Raw genomic sequence first — 17,432 nt, 5'->3', positions numbered from 1 at the left:
GCGGATGCTGGCGGGCCTTATCCGCCCGTTCATTGATCCTGATCACGCCGATACGCATCAATTGGTTCCATGTGTGCATCAGGCGGCTTGAATCAATGTGTCCGCCCCGAATACCGAGGACGAGAAAATGACCACATCGGCACAGAACAGCGAACACAACGATCCCTGCGAACTGCTGGGCCAGCATCGGATCGAGGAATTCAATGCACGCCGCGATGCTGGCAAGCCCTGCCGCGTGGCCGGGCGCGATCTGCATGCGATGGATCTGCGCAAGGCCAATGTGGCGGGGGTGGATTTCAGCGACTGCCGTCTCGACCGCGCCAACCTGTGCGGTCTGGACATGCGCGACTGCACGCTGGAGGGCGCCACCCTGCGCGACGCCTTGGTGGAGCGAACCTATTTTCCTGCCACGCTGTCGGCCGCCGAGATCGAGCTGTCGCTCAAGTACGGGACGCGGTTGCGTCAGGGCTGATCCTGCGGGATCGCGAATGCGGCATAATGCGGGCTTTCCTCGCGGGTGCCTTGCATGAGCCGATTCTGGAGCGATCTCGTCGCTACGCTGACCCCCTACACGCCGGGCGAACAGCCGCGTGTCGAGCAGCTCGTCAAGCTCAATACCAACGAGAATCCCTATCCGCCGTCTCCTGCCGTGATCACGGCGATACAGGCCGCCACCGGCGACGGCCTGCGGCTCTATCCCGACCCCGAAGCGGCCGCGCTCAAGACGGCTATTGCGGCGCGCTGCGGGCTGGACGCTGCGCAGGTGTTCGTCGGCAACGGCTCGGACGAGGTGCTGGCGCACACCTTCTGCGCGCTGCTCAAGCACGCGCGGCCAATCCTCTTTCCGGACGTCACCTACAGCTTCTATCCCGTGTATTGCGGCCTGTACGGCGTCGACTATCGCCCCGTGCCGCTGGATGAGGCGTTGCGCATCGATCCCGAGGACTATGCGGGCGAAAACGGCGGGGTGATCTTCCCGAACCCGAACGCGCCCACCGGCCGGCTGCTGCCGCTGGACGCGGTGCGGCGCATGCTCGATCTCAACCCCGATTCGGTGGTCGTCGTGGACGAGGCCTACATCGATTTCGGTGGCGAATCGGCGACCGCGCTGGTGCCCGAATACCCCAACCTGCTGGTTATCCAGACACTGTCCAAGTCGCGCTCGCTGGCGGGTCTGAGAGTCGGTTTCGCGTTCGGTCAGGCACCGTTGATCGAGGGCCTGGAGCGGGTCAAGAACAGTTTCAATTCCTACCCCCTCGGGTGGCTGGCGATTGCCGGTGCGGTCGCCGCCATGGCCGACGAAGCGTACTTCGAGCGTACGCGGCAGGCGGTGATCGCCAGTCGTGAACGCCTGACAGCGGGACTCGAATCAATGGGGTTCGAGGTGCTGCCTTCGGCGGCCAATTTCGTATTCACGCACCATCCCGGGCGTGACGCCAGCGGTCTTGCCGGGGCGCTGCGCGAGCGGCGCATTCTGGTCCGCCATTTCCGCCTGCCGCGCATCGACCAGTATCTGCGCATCTCCATTGGTACCGATGCGCAATGTTCGACGCTGCTGGAAGCACTCGCAGAAATTCTTTCAGTCGAACCGAACTCCCGTTGATACGGTCATAGGCAGATTCGAAGCCGGTGGGTGAAACCCTTCTTCGCCCGACGGCGTCTTGAGGCCTATGGCGGCGACTGCCGCGTAGACCGTATGTCCCCGGGTCTTGTGCCCCGGTGATCCGTGCAATCCAGTCCAGGAGTTCCATTCTTATGAAGCTTACCCGAACCCGTTTGGCCGTCTGTGCCCTGTTGGCGCTCCCGGCTACGGCGCTGGCCATGCCGGCGCAGTATGTCGGCCCGACCCCGTGGACCGGTGCCTATATCGGGGCGCACGCGGGCATCAACCAGTCGAGCGCCAGCGGGCTCAACACCGAGAATTCGCTGACGGCCGGCGTGTCCGGTGGTTATCGCATGGCGCTCGCCAATTCGACCGCCGCGCCGATCATCCTCGGCGGCGAGGTATTCGCCGACCTGAACGCGCAGGCCACGCACAATGCGAACGTGAGCTACGGTTCCGACGTGATCGGCGTCGATCTGATGGCGGGCTACCCGCTCGGCGAGGACCAGGCGCTGCTGCCTTACGTGAAGGTGGGCCTCGGCAACCTGCAGGCCACCGGCGACCTGGGCGGCAGCGACATCGGCGGTCGCCTCGGCATCGGCCTCAAGTACCATGTGCGTCCGCGGCTGTCGGTCGGTGTGCAGTGGATGACCCAGGACGCCAACAGCATCAGCAACGACAACTTCACGGTCGGCGTCGACTACGCCCTGCCGATGGGCTGAGCCTCATCCGTCCCTTGCGGTTCCGGCGGCGGGCCTAGTCCCGCCGCCAGGGCCACAGTCTCTGCCAGAATCCCTTGCGCTCGACGTCCGTGCCGGTCTCCGCCTTGTGTGGCGGGGGCGTGCGTGCCGTGCGCAGACGCGCGACCGTGGCACCCCAGCCGCTGCGGTCCATGGCGGGGCCGTAGGCAATCACGTGTGGGTCCTGGGCGAGGATGTCCTGCACGATGGCGCGCAGCACGCCCTTGCCCTTGCCGTGCACGATGCGTACCTCGGCGATATCGCGGCGGCGGCATTCATCGAGGTATTCACGCACCAGGTCGGGCACCTCGCGCGGCTTGAAATGATGCAGGTCGAGCACGCCGTCGATGTCGAGTTGAACGACCTCGCCGCCCGGCTGTGGCCGGGGGCGGGCCGCGCGACGGTGCCGTGGACTCAGTTGCGACGTCCCATCTGGGTCAGGCCGAGAATCTGCAGCAGGGCCATGAAGATGTTCAGTGCGTCGAGATACAGCGATACCGCCATCAGTATCGGATCGACCACACCACGCTGGCGGATCAGCAGGCTGGTGTCGAACAGCACCAGGCCGGAGAACACCAGCAGTGCGATGCCGGCGATCACCAGATGCAGCAATTCGATGTGCAGGAAGATGCCGGCGATGCTGCCGATCACCGCGATCACCAGACCGGTGAACAGAAAGCCGTACAGGAAGCTGAAATCGCGGCGCGATACCCACGCATAGGCCGACAGCGCAGCGAAGTCGATGGCCGTGCCTGCAGCTGCCTCGCTCACGATCGCCGCGCCGCCCGGCATGCGCAGGAACTCGCCGATCACCGGCCCGAGCGCAAAGCCCATCAGCCCCGAGAAGACGTACAGCAGGAACAGGGCGAGGCCGCGGTTGGCGCGCAGGAACTGGATGCCCAGCAGCGCGCCGAAGGCGAGAATCATCCACAGCAGCGGATGTTCCCAGGCCAGCGCCGAGCGCATGCCGACTTCGGCGGTCACCGCAGTGAGTGCGAGACTCGCCGCGAGCAGGCCGTAGGTGCGGGAGAGGACCGAGCCTGTGGCCAGGGCGCGGGTTGGGGAAGTGGTGTAGATGGGCATAATAGTCCTCGAAATAGTACAGGCCGATTAAATCAACATGTGCTGGATGTCGTCACGATACAAATAGGTGAGATTCAAGCTAACCATAAATGGTTCCCAGATAACTAAATCTGTGGAGTAATCGTAGTGTCGGTGAATTTTACAACCGCATGGTCTGTGCGGGTCATGTTCTTTGCTCTATGACTTGAACAGTGGAGTTCTTGGATTGCGTTGTGGTGGGTTTGGGTGGTCGTCTGGTGGTATTATATATAACTGATTAATGGGAAAAAATTAGTTTTTTCGGCGTGTATTCTGGATTTTGGTTTGTGCTGTACTGAATATTGAGCGAGCAGTGTTTGTGTATTGGCCCGAAAATTGCTTATCAATCACTAGGCATTGCTAGGGTTGATGGTTGAGCGAAACTGCTCGGAGGCTGCCGTCAGCCATAGCTCTAACATCTGTGAGGGAGTGGTTACTGATGCAGAGGATCTGGGTGGCAGCTCTGGCGATAGGAAGTCTAGGTTGGGCGATGTCCGCCGAAGCCGGGACGATCACTACAACGACATATCTTGATAATCTGTACACAGGGACGCAGCCAAACCCATCTTCTTATCCTAACAACGCCAACATTTGGTTGGGTGCTACCCTCGCGCGAACCTCTAGTTCTGGCAAGACATACGACAGGTATACGTACCAATACACACTGACCTTGACTTCGTACCTTACGGGAACCGAAAAGGTTCAGGGTTCATCCTCTGGGTCAAAGCCACCGATTGGTTGGGCCTTTAATTTCACCACCACTCAGAGTGGATCTCAAGTCGGCACGATGGCGGGTTTTGGTCGGTATGTCCCGTCGGGAAGCCCCTTTACTGCTACGGGTGCTAGTGGCATTGTTTACAACACGCTAACCATGCTATCCCCAGTTGCTAACAACCTTACCAATTCCAGTATTGGTACGGGATCGGTGCCGGTCAGAGACGGCTACGATCTCGCGTTCTACTGGCAAAAAGGTTTTGGCGGCACTGAGTCAGTTTCCTACCGATTTAACAGCAATGATCTATGGTCGATCACGGATCAAGCGAGAGGTTTTGCTTCCGTTGCGCATATTCAGGGTATTAACCCGAGTAATTGCAGTGGCTGGATAACGGATACGAATTCCCAAACACCCAATGCACCGTCAGCCGGCTATGGTTCCTGTAATCCTGTTCCCGAGCCTTCAGAATGGACTTTGATGCTCCCGGGTTTATTTTTGATTGGCGGTCTGGCGTTCTGGTCCAGAAAGCGTAGTAAGGGTAAACAAGGGATATCGCTCGCCGCTTGAGGAGAGGATCCATAAGGGTCAGATAAGGAAGCCAAATACGTCTTAAGCCCTTGTTTTGCAGGCGTATATGGCAAGCCTTATCGAATCCAAGTAGCTGTTGAACCCATGAATCAGTCATAGGGGGGGCTGTTGCTCGTTCCTCCCAGGGCAGGTGCAGCGGTAGCCAGGACAAGGGCGCTGCTTGGGCATTCCAATAGGATGCAAGCGACAGTAGACTGCGGCAGTCATATAGAATTATCGCTGGCTAACACTTGAGCGAAATTCTCATGTCCGGATCGCTGTTCGACCAGCTCAAACAGGCCGGCCTAGTCGATGACAAGAAGGCTCGGCAGGTCAAAAAGGAAAAGCACCAGCGGCTCAAGCAGGGCAGGCAAGCAAGTGCGGTGACTGATGAAGCGGCCAGGCTTGCCGCCGAAGCAGTGCGCGAAAAGCAGGCTCGCGATCGCGAACTCAATCAGTCTCGGCAGACGGAGCTGAAGGCGAGGGCGGAAGCTGCGGCCTTGCGTCAGCTGATCGAATCGAACCGTATCAGCGACTGGCAAGGCGACATTGCCCACAATTTCGTCGACGGCGACAAGATCAAGACCCTGTACGTGAATCGCGCAACGCACGAACGACTGGGTTCGAGCGCGTTGCGCATCGCTCGGCTGGACGACGCCTATGCACTGGTGTCGACTGCCGCCGCGGAGAAAATCGCCCAGCGGGATGCCACTGTCCTCGTTGCCCTGACCAGCGGCGAGACTTCAATGTCGGATGAAGACCGTGCTCACTACGCGCGCTTCGAGGTACCCGACGATCTGATGTGGTAGCTGTGTACAGGGCCTCCGTGTGTTGGTTCAGGTACGCGCCCAACCGCGACTGAGTTCGACGGCTTGTCGCCAGCGTGAGTACAGGCGCTCGCGCTCGGCGCCCTCCATACCCGGTATGAATCCCCGATCCTCCGTCCAGTTTTCCGCGATATCGGTACGGTCCAGCACCCCGGCGCCCAGGGCTGCCAGGGCCGCGGCGCCCTGGGCCGTGGTTTCGGTATGACGCGGTCGGCGCACGGCGACGCCGAGCATGTCGGCCTGGAACTGCATCAGCCAGTCGTTCACGCAGGCGCCGCCGTCGACGCGCAGCTCGGCGAGCGGGATGCCGGTGGCCGCGGTCATCGCGTCGATGGCGTCGCGCGTGCGGTAGGCCATGGCCTCGAGCGCGGCGCGGGCGATGTGCGCGTCGCGAGTACCGCGGGTCAGGCCGACGATCAGGCCGCGTGCGTAAGGGTCCCAGAACGGTGCGCCGAGTCCAGTGAGGGCGGGCACGAAGTAGACGTCGCCGTTGTCCGGCACGCTGCGCGCCAGCGCTTCCACGCGCGAGGCGTCCGGGATCAAGCCGAGGCCGTCGCGCAGCCACTGCACCGCGGCCCCGGCGACGAAGATCGAGCCTTCCAGCGCGTATTCGGCCGGCGCGTCGCCGAGCTGCCAGGCCACGCTGGCCAGTACGCCATCGCCCGTCACCGGCTGCTCTCCGGTGTGCATGACCACGAATGCGCCGGTGCCGTAGGTGTTCTTGGCCATGCCGGGGGCGAAGCAGGCCTGCCCGAACAGGGCCGCCTGCTGGTCGCCGGCAACGCCGGCAATCGGAATCTCGGGGCCGAGGATGGCCGGGTCCAGGGTGCCGAAATGCCCGGCCGAGGGACGGACCTCGGGCAGTACTGCGGCGGGCACGTCGAGCAGCGCCAGCAGCTCGGCGTCCCAGGCCAGATGGCGGATGTCGAACATCAGCGTGCGGCTGGCGTTGCTGACGTCGGTGACGTGTGCGCGGCCACCGGTGAGGCGGTACATCAGCCAGCTGTCCACGGTGCCGAAGGCGAGCTCGCCGGCCTCCGCGCGACGCCGCAGCGCCTTGTCCTGGTCGAGCAGCCAGCGCAGCTTGGTGCCCGAGAAGTAGGGGTCGAGCAGCAGTCCGGTGCGCTCGCGGAACAGAGGTTCGTGACCCTCGGCACGTAGCGCGTCGCACAGGCCGGCGGTGCGCCGGTCCTGCCAGACGATGGCCGGGGCAACCGGCTGGCCGCTGCGGCGGTCCCACAGCAGCGTGGTCTCGCGCTGGTTGGTGATGCCCACGGCGCGAATCCCGGCCGGATCGATGCGCGCCTTGCGCACCGCCTCGCGCAGGGTGGCGAGCTGGGTGCCCCAGATGACCTCGGGCTCGTGCTCGACCCAGCCGGGCTGCGGGTAGCGCTGCTCGAATTCCTGCTGCGCCTGGGCCAGCGCGCGGCCGGCGAGATCGAACACGATGCTGCGGCTGCTGGTGGTGCCCTGGTCGAGGGCGAGGAGATAGCCGTCGCTGTCGTTCATGGCCGTGGGTTCCTTGCGGACAATGGTCAGCGGTCAGTATAAGGGCATCGGCCAAGAGCGCTCGCGGGGCGACCCGCGTGCGCCGATTGGGTATCATCGGTTGCCGTTCGCCGCCTGCCGGATCGCCCATGCTCGGAAAACTCGTCGCCTTGCTCGCCGCCTTCGTGATCGCCACCATCTCGCGGCTGGGCTATGCCGGTATCGTCCTGCTGATGGCGATCGAGAGCGCGTGCATCCCGCTGCCCTCGGAGATCATCCTGCCGTTCTCCGGCTATCTGGTGTATCGCGGCGAAATGAATCTGTGGTGGGTGTCGCTGGCCGGTGCGGTCGGCTGCGTGCTCGGCTCGCTGGTCGCCTACTATATCGGCCGCTACGGCGGGCGCCAGCTGGTCGAGCGCTACGGGCGCTACGTACTCGTCTCGCGCCACGACCTGGCGCTGGCCGACCGCTGGTTCGCTCGCCATGGCGACATCACCATCTTCGTCGGCCGTCTGCTGCCGGTGGTGCGTACCTTCATCGCCCTGCCGGCGGGCATCGCCGGCATGGAGATCAAGCGCTTCGTGCTCTACACCTTCGCCGGTTCCTTCCTGTGGAGCCTGGGGCTGGCCGAGCTCGGCGTAAAGCTGGGCGAGAACTGGGACACCCTCGGGCCTTACTTCCACCGCTTCGACGTCGTGATCGGCGGGCTGTTGATCGTCGGCTTTGCGCTGTACGTGTACCGCCACCTGCGCCAGCGCTGAGCCCGCGGCTCAGCCGTCGAGGTGCTGCCAGAGATACCAGGCAGCCACCGAGCGATAAGGGGCCCAGGGCGCGGAGACCGTGCCCAGTTCCGTGTCTTCCCCGTACAACATCCGTGCCGACCGCCGCAGCCCGGCGTCGCCCAGCGAGATCACGTCGAGCCGACCCAGCCCGAAGATCAGGAACATCTCGGCGGTCCAGCGGCCGACGCCGGGTAGGGCGGTGAGCCGTTCCAGCGCCGCCGCGTCGGGCAGCGACGCAAGCGCCGCGAAATCCAGCGTGCCGTCGAGCTGGGCCTGCGCGAGGGCCTGCAGGTAGCGCGTCTTGGCGCCGGAAAGCCCCACAGCGCGCAGGTCGCCGGCATCGACCCCGGCGAGTGCGGTGGGCGAGGGCGGTCCGCCGAGCAGGGCCTCCAGACGGGCGCGGATGGTCCCGGCGGCGCGGGTCGAGAGCTGCTGTCCGACGATGCTGGTGCACAGCGTGACGAAGGGGTCGTCGCGCGGGCGCAGCCGGCAGGGGCCGATCGTGGCCAGTACGCGGGCCATCACCGGGTCGGCCGCGGCCAGATGGGCCTCGGCGAGCCGCAGGACGTGGTTCCGGTCGGGCGTGTGGGCGTCGATGGGAGGCTCCCGGACGGCGGTGGGTTCGCGGCGTACAATGCCGCACCCCCACAGGCGTGTCGAGCATGCTCTACATCGAACCCCAGGCCGGTGTGCAGCCGGTGGTCCAGCTGATCGACTCGGCCCGCCGCTCGGTCGACCTCAACGTCTACATGATCACCGATCGCCGCGTACTCGCGGCGTTGCGCGCGGACCGCGACCGCGGGGTGCGCGTGCGCGTGATCATCCAGGAACATTCCTACCGTGCGCAGCGGCGCTTCGTGGCACGGGAGCGCCGCGAGCTCGCCGATGCGGGCGTGGCCCAGCGCTACGCGCCACGGCGCTTCGAGGGGCGGTACGTGTTCGACCACCAAATACATCGTGGTCGACGGCGGCCGGCGCTATCTCGTCGGCACCGCCAATTTCACCCACTCGGCGTTCCGCCGGAATCGCGAGTACCTGTGGATCGGCGACGACCGGCGCGCCAGCGCGGCGTTGGATGCGGTGTTCGACGACGACTGGCGCGGCCGACATCTGCGGCGTCCGTTGCCGCCGCCGCTGATCGCCTCGCCGGGCAGCGCCCGCGCGCTTGCGGCGATCATCCGCCAGCCGGGGCCGGTTGAGATCGAGAGCGAGAAGTTCGACGACGTGGCGACCATCGAACGGGCGGTCCGCGCCAAGCACGGCGACATCCGCATCCTCGTGCCGACGCGCGAATCGCGGCACGACCTCCGGGTGCTGGCGGGGCTCGAACAGGCGGGCGCTCGGGTGCGCCTGCTGCGCCGCCCCTATCTGCACGCCAAGCTGATTCTCGGACGCGGCGAGGCCTTCATCGGTTCGCAGAACTTCAGCGAATCCAGCCTTTACCGCAACCGCGAGATCGGCCTCGTGATGCAGGGTCCCGCGCTGGCACGGTTGGCCGCGCGCTTCGACCGGGACTGGGACCGCGGTCGTCCCCTCGGCAGGCGTTACTGAGGTCTTATACGGGCCGCTGCGGCGGCGGATGATAGGCCGCCGGGTGCGGCCGTCTGAGCAGCCGGTGTCGCAAGTCCGCGGCCTCGTCGGGCGTGGCCGCGGCGAGCAGCGTCAGGTCCTGCCCGGCGCTGGCGGCCGCCGGCACGCCGTCGCGGTACAGCAGGCGATGGCCGGACAGCGGTGGCACGCGCTCGCCCGGCGTGACGATGCCGGTGAGGTTGAGCGGGTCCGCCGCGGCGAGCACGACGTATTCCGCCCCGGCCGGCCGCCGGCGCACCTCGCGCAGCGCGGCGACCGCCTCCGGCAGGGCGTACTGCTCGCCGGCGAAGCCCTCGACGAAACGCCCGCCGCGCAACTCGCCGCGCGCCTCCAGCCGGCGGAACACGTAGAGCAGCGTGCGCCAGTCGGGCAGCCCCTGTTCGCGCTCCAGCAGCTTGCGAAACACCACGCCGTAGCGGCGCAGCAGCGTGCGTGCGATGTGCTCGGCATGGGCCTGGGCGTCGCGTTCGGCGGGCGGGCGCGTGCGCAGCAGCGACCAGCGTCCCGCCGCGGCCAGCGGCGCCACCGCTTCGGCGCGGCGTGTATGCCGTCGCTGGCCGCGACGCGGCGCGATCAGCGCGCGCAGCCCCTGGAAACCGTCGGCGGTGGCGAGCCCCGCGGCGACCAGTTCGCCCAGCGCTTCATCCAGCTGGCTGCGCAGGAGTCCGCAGTCGGCGAGCAGGTCTTCGTAGAAGCTCGCGCCTGCGGCGGCAAGCTGCGCATGCACGGCGCGCGCCGGGCTGGACAGGCCGGCGAGGCGATCCTCGGGCCAGGCGGCACCGGCCTGCCAGGCGGCGAGGCCGGCGCGCGAGAGCAGGGCGAGCGGCGTGGTCTTGACCGCGGGCTTGCGCCGACGGCCGGTGCGGTCCGCCCCCGCCGGGGGCTGCAGGCGCAGCCAGGCGAGATGCCCGCTGCGGCAGAGTTCGTCGAGTTCGCCCAGCCAGTAGGGCTGGATGCGCGCCGGCAGCACCTCGGCCTCCCAGCTCGCCGCCGGCAGGTTCAGACCCTCGAGCTGGGCCAGGCTGCGCTGCAGCGCGGCCACGCCGGTGCCGGGTTCGTCCAGACCCTGCCAGTGGAACAGGAAACGCATGAAGTCGGCCGGACTCACGGGCTCGATCTCGCGGCGCAGGCGATTGAGCGTGTCGCGGTGGATGCGCGCGAGCAGGCCGCGTTCGCACCATTGCTCCCCGGCAAGCCTGGGGTCGAAGCGCCCGCGCAGCACGAAGCCCTCGGCTTCCAGCGCGGCGAGCGCGGCCTCGACCTCGGGTTGCGGCAGCGAGAGCGGCGCGGCGAGTCCGGCGGCGGTTACCGGGCCGAGGCCTTCGAGGCGGCTGCGCACGAGTTCGCGCAGGGCCTCGTCGGAGTCGGCGAAACGCTCGTCGCCGGCCGGCTCGATCGGCGGCTTCGGTTCCGCCTCGGGCAGTACCCTGTGCCAGCCATGCAGACGCTCGGCCGCGACCCACAGCGGGCCGGCAGGTGCCGCGAGCACGCTGGCGCGGCGGGCGCGGATCAGGGCGTCGAGATGGGGGCGCCAGGCGGGCTCGCATTCGCCTTCCGCGAGCGCGCCGAGGATCAGCAGGGCGTCGTGCAGCTCGTCGGCGTCGCGGATCAGCGGCCAGGCCTCGGCGCGGACGCGCACGATGGCGGCGGGGTCCAGCCGCCCGATCTCGGCGGCTTCGGCCGGGTCGAGGTGTCGGCGCTGCTGCACGGCGAGCACGCGCCGTTCCTCGGCGGGGGCGTCGTCGAGGAAGGCATACGGGCGTGCGTTGAGGATTTCCAGCGCCAGCGGCGAGGGCGTGGTGGTGTCGCGCGGCACGACCTCGACCGTGCCGGTCTCGATGTCGGCGAGCAGCCGGCGCAGGCCGTCGATGTCCATCAGTTCGTGCAGGCAGTCGTAAAGGGTCTGTGCGACCAGCGGGTGCTCGGGCACCGCGCGCTCGCCGGCGAGGTTCTCGGCGCAGGCGAGCTGGTCGGGAAAGACCACCGCGATCAGGTCCTCGGCGTCGCCGCGCTGGAACTGCGGCGGCCGGCGTCGCCCGGCGTGGTTGCGCGGCACGGCCAGCGCGGTGTTGGCCACCCAGCGCCAGCGCGTGCCGAACATGGGTGCGGTAAGCAGCGCCTGGACGAGCACGTCCGCGGCGGTGGCGGCCTTGAGATAGCGGGCGGGCTCGTCGAGCGGGAAGCTGTGCGTTGGGCCGAGCGAGAGCACGATGCTGTCCTCGCCGGCGGCGGCCTGCAGCTCGAAGTTGAAGCGGCGGCAGAAGCGCTTGCGCAGGGCGAGGCCCCAGGCGCGGTTGAGGCGCGAGCCGTAGGGCGAGTGGATCACGAGATGCTGGTCGCCGAGCTCGTCGAAGAAGCGTTCGAACACCACCTGCGACTGAGTGGGCAACAGGCCGAGCGCGGCGCGGCCGGCGGCGAGGTAGGCGACCAGCTGCTCGGCGGCCGCGGGTGGCAGGCCGAGCGGGCCGGCGGCTTCCCGCAGCGCGGCGTCGGTGCCCTGCGCGAGCAGGGCGTCGAAATCCGCGCGCAGGGCGGACACGGCCTGCGACAGCTCGTCGCTGCGCCCGGGTGCCTCGCCGAACCAGAAGGGGATGTTCGGCGGCTGGCCGTGGGCGTCTTCCACGAACACGCGCCCCTGCTCGATCTTGAGCATGCGGTAGGCGGTGTTGCCGAGCTGGAAGACGTCGCCGGACAGGCTTTCGAAGGCGAAGTCCTCGTTCACCGTGCCGATGAACAGGCCCTCGGGCTGCAGGATGACCTGATAGTCGAACTGGTCGGGGATGGCGCCGCCGTTGGTCAGGGCGACGAGGCGCGCGCCGCGCCGCGCGCGCAGCATGCCGTGGACCGCATCGCGGTGCAGATAGGCGCCGCGCCGGCCGCGGCGGGTGTGGAAGCCCTCGGCGAGCATGCGCACCACGGCGTCGAAGTCCGCGCGGGCGAGGTCTCGGTAGGGCCAGGCGCGGACGCAGGCGCGGTAGAGGGCGTCCTCCTCCCAGTCGCGCGCCGCGACCTCGGCGACGATCTGCTGCGCGAGCACGTCCAGCGGGTGTGCGGGCACCGGGATGCGGTCGAGTTCGTCGCGGGCGACCGCGCGCAGGAGGGCGGCGCACTCGACCAGATCGTCGCGCGAGAGCGGAAACAGCCGCCCCTTGGGCAGGGCGCCGAGGCGGTGCCCGGAACGGCCGACGCGCTGCAGCAGGGTGGCGATGGCGTGCGGCGAGCCGAGCTGGCAGACGAGGCCCACGTCGCCGATGTCGATGCCGAGCTCCAGCGAGGCGGTGGCCACCAGCGCGCGCAGTTCGCCGCGCTTGAGGCGCTGCTCCGCGTCCAGCCGGTGCTCGCGCGCGAGGCTGCCGTGGTGCGCGGTGACGGCGGCCTCGCCGAGACGCTCGCTCAGCGCCGCGGCGGCGCGCTCGGCCAGGCGGCGCGTGTTGACGAAGATGAGCGTGGTGCGGTGATCCTCGATCAGGGCGGTGAGGCGATCGTAAATCTCGGTCCAGACCTCGTTGGCCATGACCGCCTCGAGCGGCGAGCCGGGCAGTTCCAGCGCGAGATCGCGGGCGCGCACGTGGCCGGTGTCGACGATCAGGCAGTCGCCGTCGCCGCCGGTGAGGTAGCGCGCCATATCCTCGATGGGCTTCTGCGTCGCCGACAGGCCGATGCGTACCGGGGGCTGCGGGGTCAGCGCGGCCAGCCGTTCCAGCGAGAGGGTGAGGTGGGCGCCGCGCTTGTTGCCGGCCAGGGCGTGGATTTCGTCGACGATCACGCTCTCCACGGTGGCCAGCATGCGCCGCCCCGAGCTCGAGGTGAGCAGCAGATAGAGCGATTCGGGGGTGGTCACCAGGATGTGCGGCGGGCGCCGCTTCATCGCCTCGCGCTCGCCCGGCGGCGTGTCGCCGCTGCGCACCGCGGCGCGGATGGGCACGTCGTGCACGCCGCTTTCGAGCAGCGCGTCGCGGATGCCGTTGAGCGGCAGTTCGAGGTTCTTGTGGACGTCGTTCGACAGCGCCTTGAGCGGCGAGACGTAGAGCACGCGCGTCTCGTCCGGCAGCGGCGCCTCAAGCCCGGCGCGGACCAGCGCGTCGATGGCGGCGAGGAAGGCGGCGAGGGTCTTGCCGGAGCCCGTCGGCGCCGCGATCAGGGTCGGCCGGCCGGAGCGGATCGCGGGCCAGGCGAGCGCCTGCGCCGGCGAGGGCGCGTCGAACTGCCCGCCGAACCAGCGGGCTACCGCGGGATGGAATGCGGACAGGCTCATGAGGGCATTCTGGCAATGCGCGGGGCGGGCGTCCACCGCGGTGCTGGCACGCCGGCGTCACGCTGCTAAACTGCACCGGTGTGCCGGCAATTACATCGACAGGTCGGTGCATGCGCGTCGCGGCCAGATCCGTAGGACGCTACCCAGGGCAGGGGGTTCGCAGGCACAAGGAGAGGTTGCCATGAACTTCGATCTGGCGCGATTTTTAGGGATCGGCGAAGCGGACGTGTCCTCCGTCCTCAAGCATGCCGACGCGCTGACCGAGAATGCCGATGAGTTGTCTTCGGGATTCTACGACTACCTGCACGCACATCCGGAAACGCAGCGCCTGTTCGCCGATTACGGAAGCGAACGCATGCGCGAGCTGGCGCAGATGCTGGCCGACAATTTCCGCACCATGCTGGGCAGACATGACGGCGACGAGCGCCGCAGAACCCAGGGCAACCTCGGCTCGCGTCACTATCAGGCCGGTGTGATGACGACCTGGATCGTAGGCGCGTATCGCCTGTATATCGATTTCCTGCACGAACGTCTGGCCGTTCTCGATCTGGACGTGGACGCGCGCAGAAGACTCGAGAAGGCCCTGATCAAGTACGTGCTCTACGACATGAGCCTGCAGCTGGATGGCTACGAGCAGGCGCGCCGCACGGATCTGGCCGAGCGCGACAAGGTGGCACAGGCCGCGTTGGCGGTCACCATGTCCCTCGACAAGGCCTCCGCGCTGGAAGACGTGCTCACCTCCATGTGCGACCGCGTGGTCTCAGCTTCCGCACATTTACGCGCAGCCTGGTTCTGTCTGGGTGAGGGCGGTGCGAGCGAACTTACGCCAAGCTATTTCGCTGGTGATATTTCCTGCCTGCCACAGCGCATTGATGTGGCCGCGGCCGGCCCGCTCGGCGATGCATTGCGCGAGCTGCGTCCCGTGGTCGTCGCGCCGAAAGAACCAGGGGCTCCCGAGTGGAGCCAGCAGCAGGCCGAGGTGCAAACCATAGGCATCTTCCCGTTTGCCCTGCGCAACACGGCGGTCAGCGGCTGCTTCGTCGCACATGCAGACCGGCCGCGCTATTTTGACGACGCCGGACTGAGCATATTCGAGTCCCTGGCCATGTTGGCGCAGTTGCTCATTGAGCTGCGAGAACAGATCCAGCGCGATGCGCTCACCGGGCTCCCGAATCGCAGCGCGTTTTCGGTGCATCTTGCTGCCGCGTTGGAGCGGGCCGAGCGCGCTGGGGGGCTGCTTTGCGTCGGTATCCTCGATTTGGACGATTTCAAACCGGTCAACGATCATTACGGGCATCATGCCGGCGACGACCTGCTGCGCATGCTGGCCGAGCGTCTGCGGCGCAGTTTGAGGTCCGGTGACATGATCGCAAGGCTCAGCGGTGACGAGTTTGCGCTCGTGCTGGATTCTGTGAGCAGTCTTGGTGAGGCGGAAGCCGTGTTCAGTCGCATAGGGGCCGCCTTGAGTCGACCCTTTACACTTGCGGATGGCACCTTGCAAGTGCTTGCTGCCAGCCTCGGCGTCACCGTTTACCCCTTTGACGAAACGGATGTTGATGGCCTGATCCGGCATGCTGATCAGGCCATGTACGAAGCGAAGAATCGCAAGGATGAAAGAACGTCGTTCTGGAACTATTGGTCTTCACCGCACCAGGATCGCAGTGGGGCGCAGTCTGCCTGGGCGGGCAGCGCCCGTGCCGTGGCCTATTTCCAGCCCGTTGCGGATCTCAATACTCGCAGGGTCATTGCCGTGGAGGCATTGGCTCGCCTCGAACTCGGCAATGGCCGTGTGTTGAGCCCGGCTGAATTTCTGCGCGGTATGGGCCCGGTTGCGCGTCGCGACCTCAGCCGGGAAATGCTCCGCCAAGGCCTTGATTTGCTGCGTAAGCTGGACGAAGACGGGATGCATCTGAACCTTTCGTTCAACGTGGATGCTGATTTCATTCTTGATATCGGCTGCGTCGATTGCTTCAACGAGGTGCTGCGCGACACCGGTATCGAGCCCGCGAGGATCACCCTGGAAATTCTGGAGAGCGGAGAATTTCTAGCCACCGAGGCGGCCTTGGAGTTGATGGCGTCGCTGCGCGCCACCGGAGCACGGATCGCTCTGGACGATGTCGGTTCGGCATATTCCTCGCTGCTGCGCCTCAAGGAACTTCCCATCGACCGGATCAAGCTGGATCAGGCCTTCGTGCGCGATCTGGCACAGTATCCATCCAATCTGGTTTTCGTGATGAGCCTGCAGTCGCTGGCTCTGGGGTTCGGCGTACAACTGATCGTCGAAGGCGTGGAAACGCATCCGATGCTGGACGCCATGGCCGCGCTCGGTGTGGATGCCGTTCAGGGCTATGCGCTGACGCCACCACTCAACGCGGATGCCCTGACGGAATGGCTCGTTGCATACCCTGGCGGTGCTCGTCTGCCAGGCAGCAAGCCCAGCACGCTGCTGGGTGCCTACGGCGCGCATCTGCGCCAGCGTGCCTTGATGGAGCAGATTCTGCGCGAGGGTAGTTTTGCCGCCAGCCTTAATCGCGCGCAGCGCTGTCCACTAGTTCAGTTCCTCCAGAACACCGGGGTGCCTCCCGAACATCCCCTGCTGCGGATTCACGACGAAATCATGGTTGTTTTCGGTGGGCACGGCATACTCGGCGAAACCATGTCTGACAAGTCGAGTCTGATGGCCGCCGAGGAAAAACTGGCGAAGCTGGTATCGCAGGCCATGCTGGAGGAATGCACCCAGACCAATTGAGACTATGGTGAATAAATCGTTTGCGTGCGGTTTGGGCCCCGATGCAACCCTTTTTCGGGTGGGGGCGTGTCGAAATACGGTAAGCATCGGGTTTGTCGAGGGTTTATAGCGCCGTTCGTCGGCTCTGGACAACAGGCCGCGAAGCCGGCAGCAAATTTAGTCCGGCTCGCGTTATCATATGGGCGTCTTGGCTGCAATCCTTCGCGGAAAGGCCAGATGCCATCACCTCGTCAATTAACCCGCATATTTTATACACACAATTTTTGTAAGAGAAGTGCTGCAGTCATGAAGTTCGGACCGCATAAGCTAGAAGGGCGGGCTTTTAAGAACAATCGCGAGTGATCGCCATGAAATCGAGTTATAGAGGACCCTGCATCATCTCGGGGTACATCAAGGGGCGCAAGTTCAGACCTTCAAACTGGTCGGAACGTGTGGCCGAGAGCGGCGGTGTGTTTCATCCGGAAACCAAGGTGCTCGAATACGCTTCCCACCTAAGTCCGATGTACCACGAGACCTACGGTCACTGCATCCACGTCGATTTCGACACCTTGGCCGCGGAACAACCGGGCGTGTACGAATACATCGTCTGGTTCGTGGAAAGCAACGGACTGGAAGTGGTGCCGTTGACCGACGACCCAATCGAAAATGCCGAGGGAATCGATCATTTCCAGGCCGCCTGAGGTCTGATCGACACCCGGCTATCCGCTCGCTCGAGCGCATTCCGCGCCCGACAATGATTCTTTCGCCATTTCAATCAAACTGAAAATACCACACCAGTTCAGGCTCCCGAACGGATGAGTCGATATTTCCTATAGGCCGGCTGCGTATCTCTGTCTTTTAATGATGGTTGCACGCGACTTCGGCCCGGTTTCCATACCAGCACAGTCTGGAGGCGAAAAAAAGGGCCAGCGAAAACGCCAAGCCCCTATTTCATTTGGTGGGCGGTACTAGGATCGAACTAGTGACCCCTGCCGTGTGAAGGCAGTGCTCTACCGCTGAGCTAACCGCCCGGAGA

Annotated in this window: 14 protein-coding genes, 1 tRNA gene and 1 pseudogene; 10 read left to right on the top strand and 6 right to left on the bottom strand. The window is 65.8% G+C overall.

Going from position 1 to position 17,432, the window contains the following annotated elements:
- Window positions 1–127 precede the first annotated feature (127 nt).
- The 3 genes from BJI67_RS08760 to BJI67_RS08750 all read left to right on the top strand — a co-directional run bounded on the left by BJI67_RS08760 (window position 128) and on the right by BJI67_RS08750 (window position 2,325).
- On the top strand, window positions 128–472 hold the full coding sequence (locus BJI67_RS08760; protein WP_070072708.1) for a pentapeptide repeat-containing protein: 345 nt from the start codon (window positions 128–130) through the stop codon (window positions 470–472).
- A gap of 54 nt (window positions 473–526) precedes the next feature.
- Window positions 527–1,603: a histidinol-phosphate transaminase gene (gene hisC / locus BJI67_RS08755; RefSeq protein WP_070072707.1), complete on the top strand. Its 1,077-nt coding sequence runs from the start codon at window positions 527–529 to the stop codon at window positions 1,601–1,603.
- A gap of 152 nt (window positions 1,604–1,755) precedes the next feature.
- Complete coding sequence (locus BJI67_RS08750; protein ID WP_070072706.1) at window positions 1,756–2,325, top strand: porin family protein; 570 nt, start codon at window positions 1,756–1,758, stop codon at window positions 2,323–2,325.
- Between the two features lie 34 nt (window positions 2,326–2,359).
- Here the strand turns inward: BJI67_RS08750 and BJI67_RS08745 are convergent, their stop codons facing one another.
- Window positions 2,360–2,683, bottom strand: a complete 324-nt coding sequence (locus tag BJI67_RS08745; RefSeq protein ID WP_070072705.1) for a Smr/MutS family protein — start codon at window positions 2,681–2,683, stop codon at window positions 2,360–2,362.
- A 74-nt stretch (window positions 2,684–2,757) separates the two neighbouring features.
- Window positions 2,758–3,426, bottom strand: a complete 669-nt coding sequence (locus tag BJI67_RS08740; RefSeq protein WP_070072704.1) for a Bax inhibitor-1 family protein — start codon at window positions 3,424–3,426, stop codon at window positions 2,758–2,760.
- 457 nt (window positions 3,427–3,883) lie between these two features.
- On the opposite strand from BJI67_RS08740, the gene BJI67_RS17420 reads away from it, so the two are divergent.
- Together BJI67_RS17420 and BJI67_RS08735 are read left to right on the top strand one after the other, a co-directional pair.
- Window positions 3,884–4,726 carry a hypothetical protein gene (locus tag BJI67_RS17420; RefSeq protein WP_156782090.1) on the top strand — a complete coding sequence of 281 codons (843 nt, stop codon included), beginning with the start codon at window positions 3,884–3,886 and terminating at the stop codon, window positions 4,724–4,726.
- Window positions 4,727–4,992: 266 nt separating this feature from the next.
- Window positions 4,993–5,535 carry a DUF2058 domain-containing protein gene (locus BJI67_RS08735; RefSeq protein ID WP_070072703.1) on the top strand — a complete coding sequence of 181 codons (543 nt, stop codon included), beginning with the start codon at window positions 4,993–4,995 and terminating at the stop codon, window positions 5,533–5,535.
- Between the two features lie 27 nt (window positions 5,536–5,562).
- On the opposite strand, the gene glpK is transcribed toward BJI67_RS08735, so the two are convergent.
- Window positions 5,563–7,062: a glycerol kinase GlpK gene (gene glpK, locus BJI67_RS08730; protein WP_070072702.1), complete on the bottom strand. Its 1,500-nt coding sequence runs from the start codon at window positions 7,060–7,062 to the stop codon at window positions 5,563–5,565.
- Between the two features lie 128 nt (window positions 7,063–7,190).
- Here glpK and BJI67_RS08725 point away from each other — a divergent pair, with 128 nt between their 5' ends.
- Window positions 7,191–7,802 carry a DedA family protein gene (locus tag BJI67_RS08725; RefSeq protein ID WP_070072701.1) on the top strand — a complete coding sequence of 204 codons (612 nt, stop codon included), beginning with the start codon at window positions 7,191–7,193 and terminating at the stop codon, window positions 7,800–7,802.
- A gap of 9 nt (window positions 7,803–7,811) precedes the next feature.
- On the opposite strand, the gene BJI67_RS08720 is transcribed toward BJI67_RS08725, so the two are convergent.
- Window positions 7,812–8,345 carry a DNA-3-methyladenine glycosylase family protein gene (locus BJI67_RS08720; RefSeq protein ID WP_083250774.1) on the bottom strand — a complete coding sequence of 178 codons (534 nt, stop codon included), beginning with the start codon at window positions 8,343–8,345 and terminating at the stop codon, window positions 7,812–7,814.
- A gap of 140 nt (window positions 8,346–8,485) precedes the next feature.
- Between BJI67_RS08720 and BJI67_RS18280 the strand changes: the two are divergent.
- Both BJI67_RS18280 and BJI67_RS08715 read left to right on the top strand, forming a co-directional pair.
- Window positions 8,486–8,671 (top strand): annotated as a pseudogene (locus BJI67_RS18280) (phospholipase D-like domain-containing protein); the annotation flags it as partial.
- Between the two features lie 37 nt (window positions 8,672–8,708).
- Window positions 8,709–9,374: a phospholipase D-like domain-containing protein gene (locus tag BJI67_RS08715; RefSeq protein ID WP_083250773.1), complete on the top strand. Its 666-nt coding sequence runs from the start codon at window positions 8,709–8,711 to the stop codon at window positions 9,372–9,374.
- Window positions 9,375–9,378: 4 nt separating this feature from the next.
- Here BJI67_RS08715 and BJI67_RS08710 read toward each other — a convergent pair whose 3' ends face one another.
- Complete coding sequence (locus BJI67_RS08710) at window positions 9,379–13,668, bottom strand: DEAD/DEAH box helicase (RefSeq protein ID WP_070072699.1); 4,290 nt, start codon at window positions 13,666–13,668, stop codon at window positions 9,379–9,381.
- 181 nt (window positions 13,669–13,849) lie between these two features.
- On the opposite strand from BJI67_RS08710, the gene BJI67_RS08705 reads away from it, so the two are divergent.
- Together BJI67_RS08705 and BJI67_RS08700 are read left to right on the top strand one after the other, a co-directional pair.
- Window positions 13,850–16,417 (top strand): EAL domain-containing protein, encoded by a 2,568-nt coding sequence (locus BJI67_RS08705; protein WP_070072698.1) that lies wholly within the window; start codon window positions 13,850–13,852, stop codon window positions 16,415–16,417.
- A gap of 347 nt (window positions 16,418–16,764) precedes the next feature.
- Window positions 16,765–17,097, top strand: a complete 333-nt coding sequence (locus BJI67_RS08700) for a DUF3579 domain-containing protein (RefSeq protein ID WP_156782089.1) — start codon at window positions 16,765–16,767, stop codon at window positions 17,095–17,097.
- A 255-nt stretch (window positions 17,098–17,352) separates the two neighbouring features.
- Here the strand turns inward: BJI67_RS08700 and BJI67_RS08695 are convergent.
- A tRNA-Val gene (locus tag BJI67_RS08695) sits at window positions 17,353–17,427 on the bottom strand.
- Between the last annotated feature and the right edge of the window lie 5 nt (window positions 17,428–17,432).

It is taken from the genome of Acidihalobacter aeolianus (assembly GCF_001753165.1).
GTDB lineage: Bacteria > Pseudomonadota > Gammaproteobacteria > DSM-5130 > Acidihalobacteraceae > Acidihalobacter > Acidihalobacter aeolianus.
This window is presented reverse-complemented; position numbering and strand designations above follow the sequence as displayed.

Excerpts from the sequence above, each read along its gene's own strand:
- BJI67_RS08760 (WP_070072708.1), top strand. The coding sequence starts at position 128 with ATGACCACATCGGCACAGAACAGCGAACACAACGATCCCTGCGAACTG.
- hisC (WP_070072707.1), top strand. The coding sequence starts at position 527 with ATGAGCCGATTCTGGAGCGATCTCGTCGCTACGCTGACCCCCTACACG.
- BJI67_RS08750 (WP_070072706.1), top strand. The coding sequence starts at position 1,756 with ATGAAGCTTACCCGAACCCGTTTGGCCGTCTGTGCCCTGTTGGCGCTC.
- BJI67_RS08740 (WP_070072704.1), bottom strand. The coding sequence starts at position 3,426 with ATGCCCATCTACACCACTTCCCCAACCCGCGCCCTGGCCACAGGCTCG.
- BJI67_RS17420 (WP_156782090.1), top strand. The coding sequence starts at position 3,884 with ATGCAGAGGATCTGGGTGGCAGCTCTGGCGATAGGAAGTCTAGGTTGG.
- BJI67_RS08735 (WP_070072703.1), top strand. The coding sequence starts at position 4,993 with ATGTCCGGATCGCTGTTCGACCAGCTCAAACAGGCCGGCCTAGTCGAT.
- glpK (WP_070072702.1), bottom strand. The coding sequence starts at position 7,062 with ATGAACGACAGCGACGGCTATCTCCTCGCCCTCGACCAGGGCACCACC.
- BJI67_RS08725 (WP_070072701.1), top strand. The coding sequence starts at position 7,191 with ATGCTCGGAAAACTCGTCGCCTTGCTCGCCGCCTTCGTGATCGCCACC.
- BJI67_RS08720 (WP_083250774.1), bottom strand. The coding sequence starts at position 8,345 with ATGGCCCGCGTACTGGCCACGATCGGCCCCTGCCGGCTGCGCCCGCGC.
- BJI67_RS08715 (WP_083250773.1), top strand. The coding sequence starts at position 8,709 with ATGCGGGCGTGGCCCAGCGCTACGCGCCACGGCGCTTCGAGGGGCGGT.
- BJI67_RS08710 (WP_070072699.1), bottom strand. The coding sequence starts at position 13,668 with ATGAGCCTGTCCGCATTCCATCCCGCGGTAGCCCGCTGGTTCGGCGGG.
- BJI67_RS08705 (WP_070072698.1), top strand. The coding sequence starts at position 13,850 with ATGAACTTCGATCTGGCGCGATTTTTAGGGATCGGCGAAGCGGACGTG.
- BJI67_RS08700 (WP_156782089.1), top strand. The coding sequence starts at position 16,765 with ATGAAATCGAGTTATAGAGGACCCTGCATCATCTCGGGGTACATCAAG.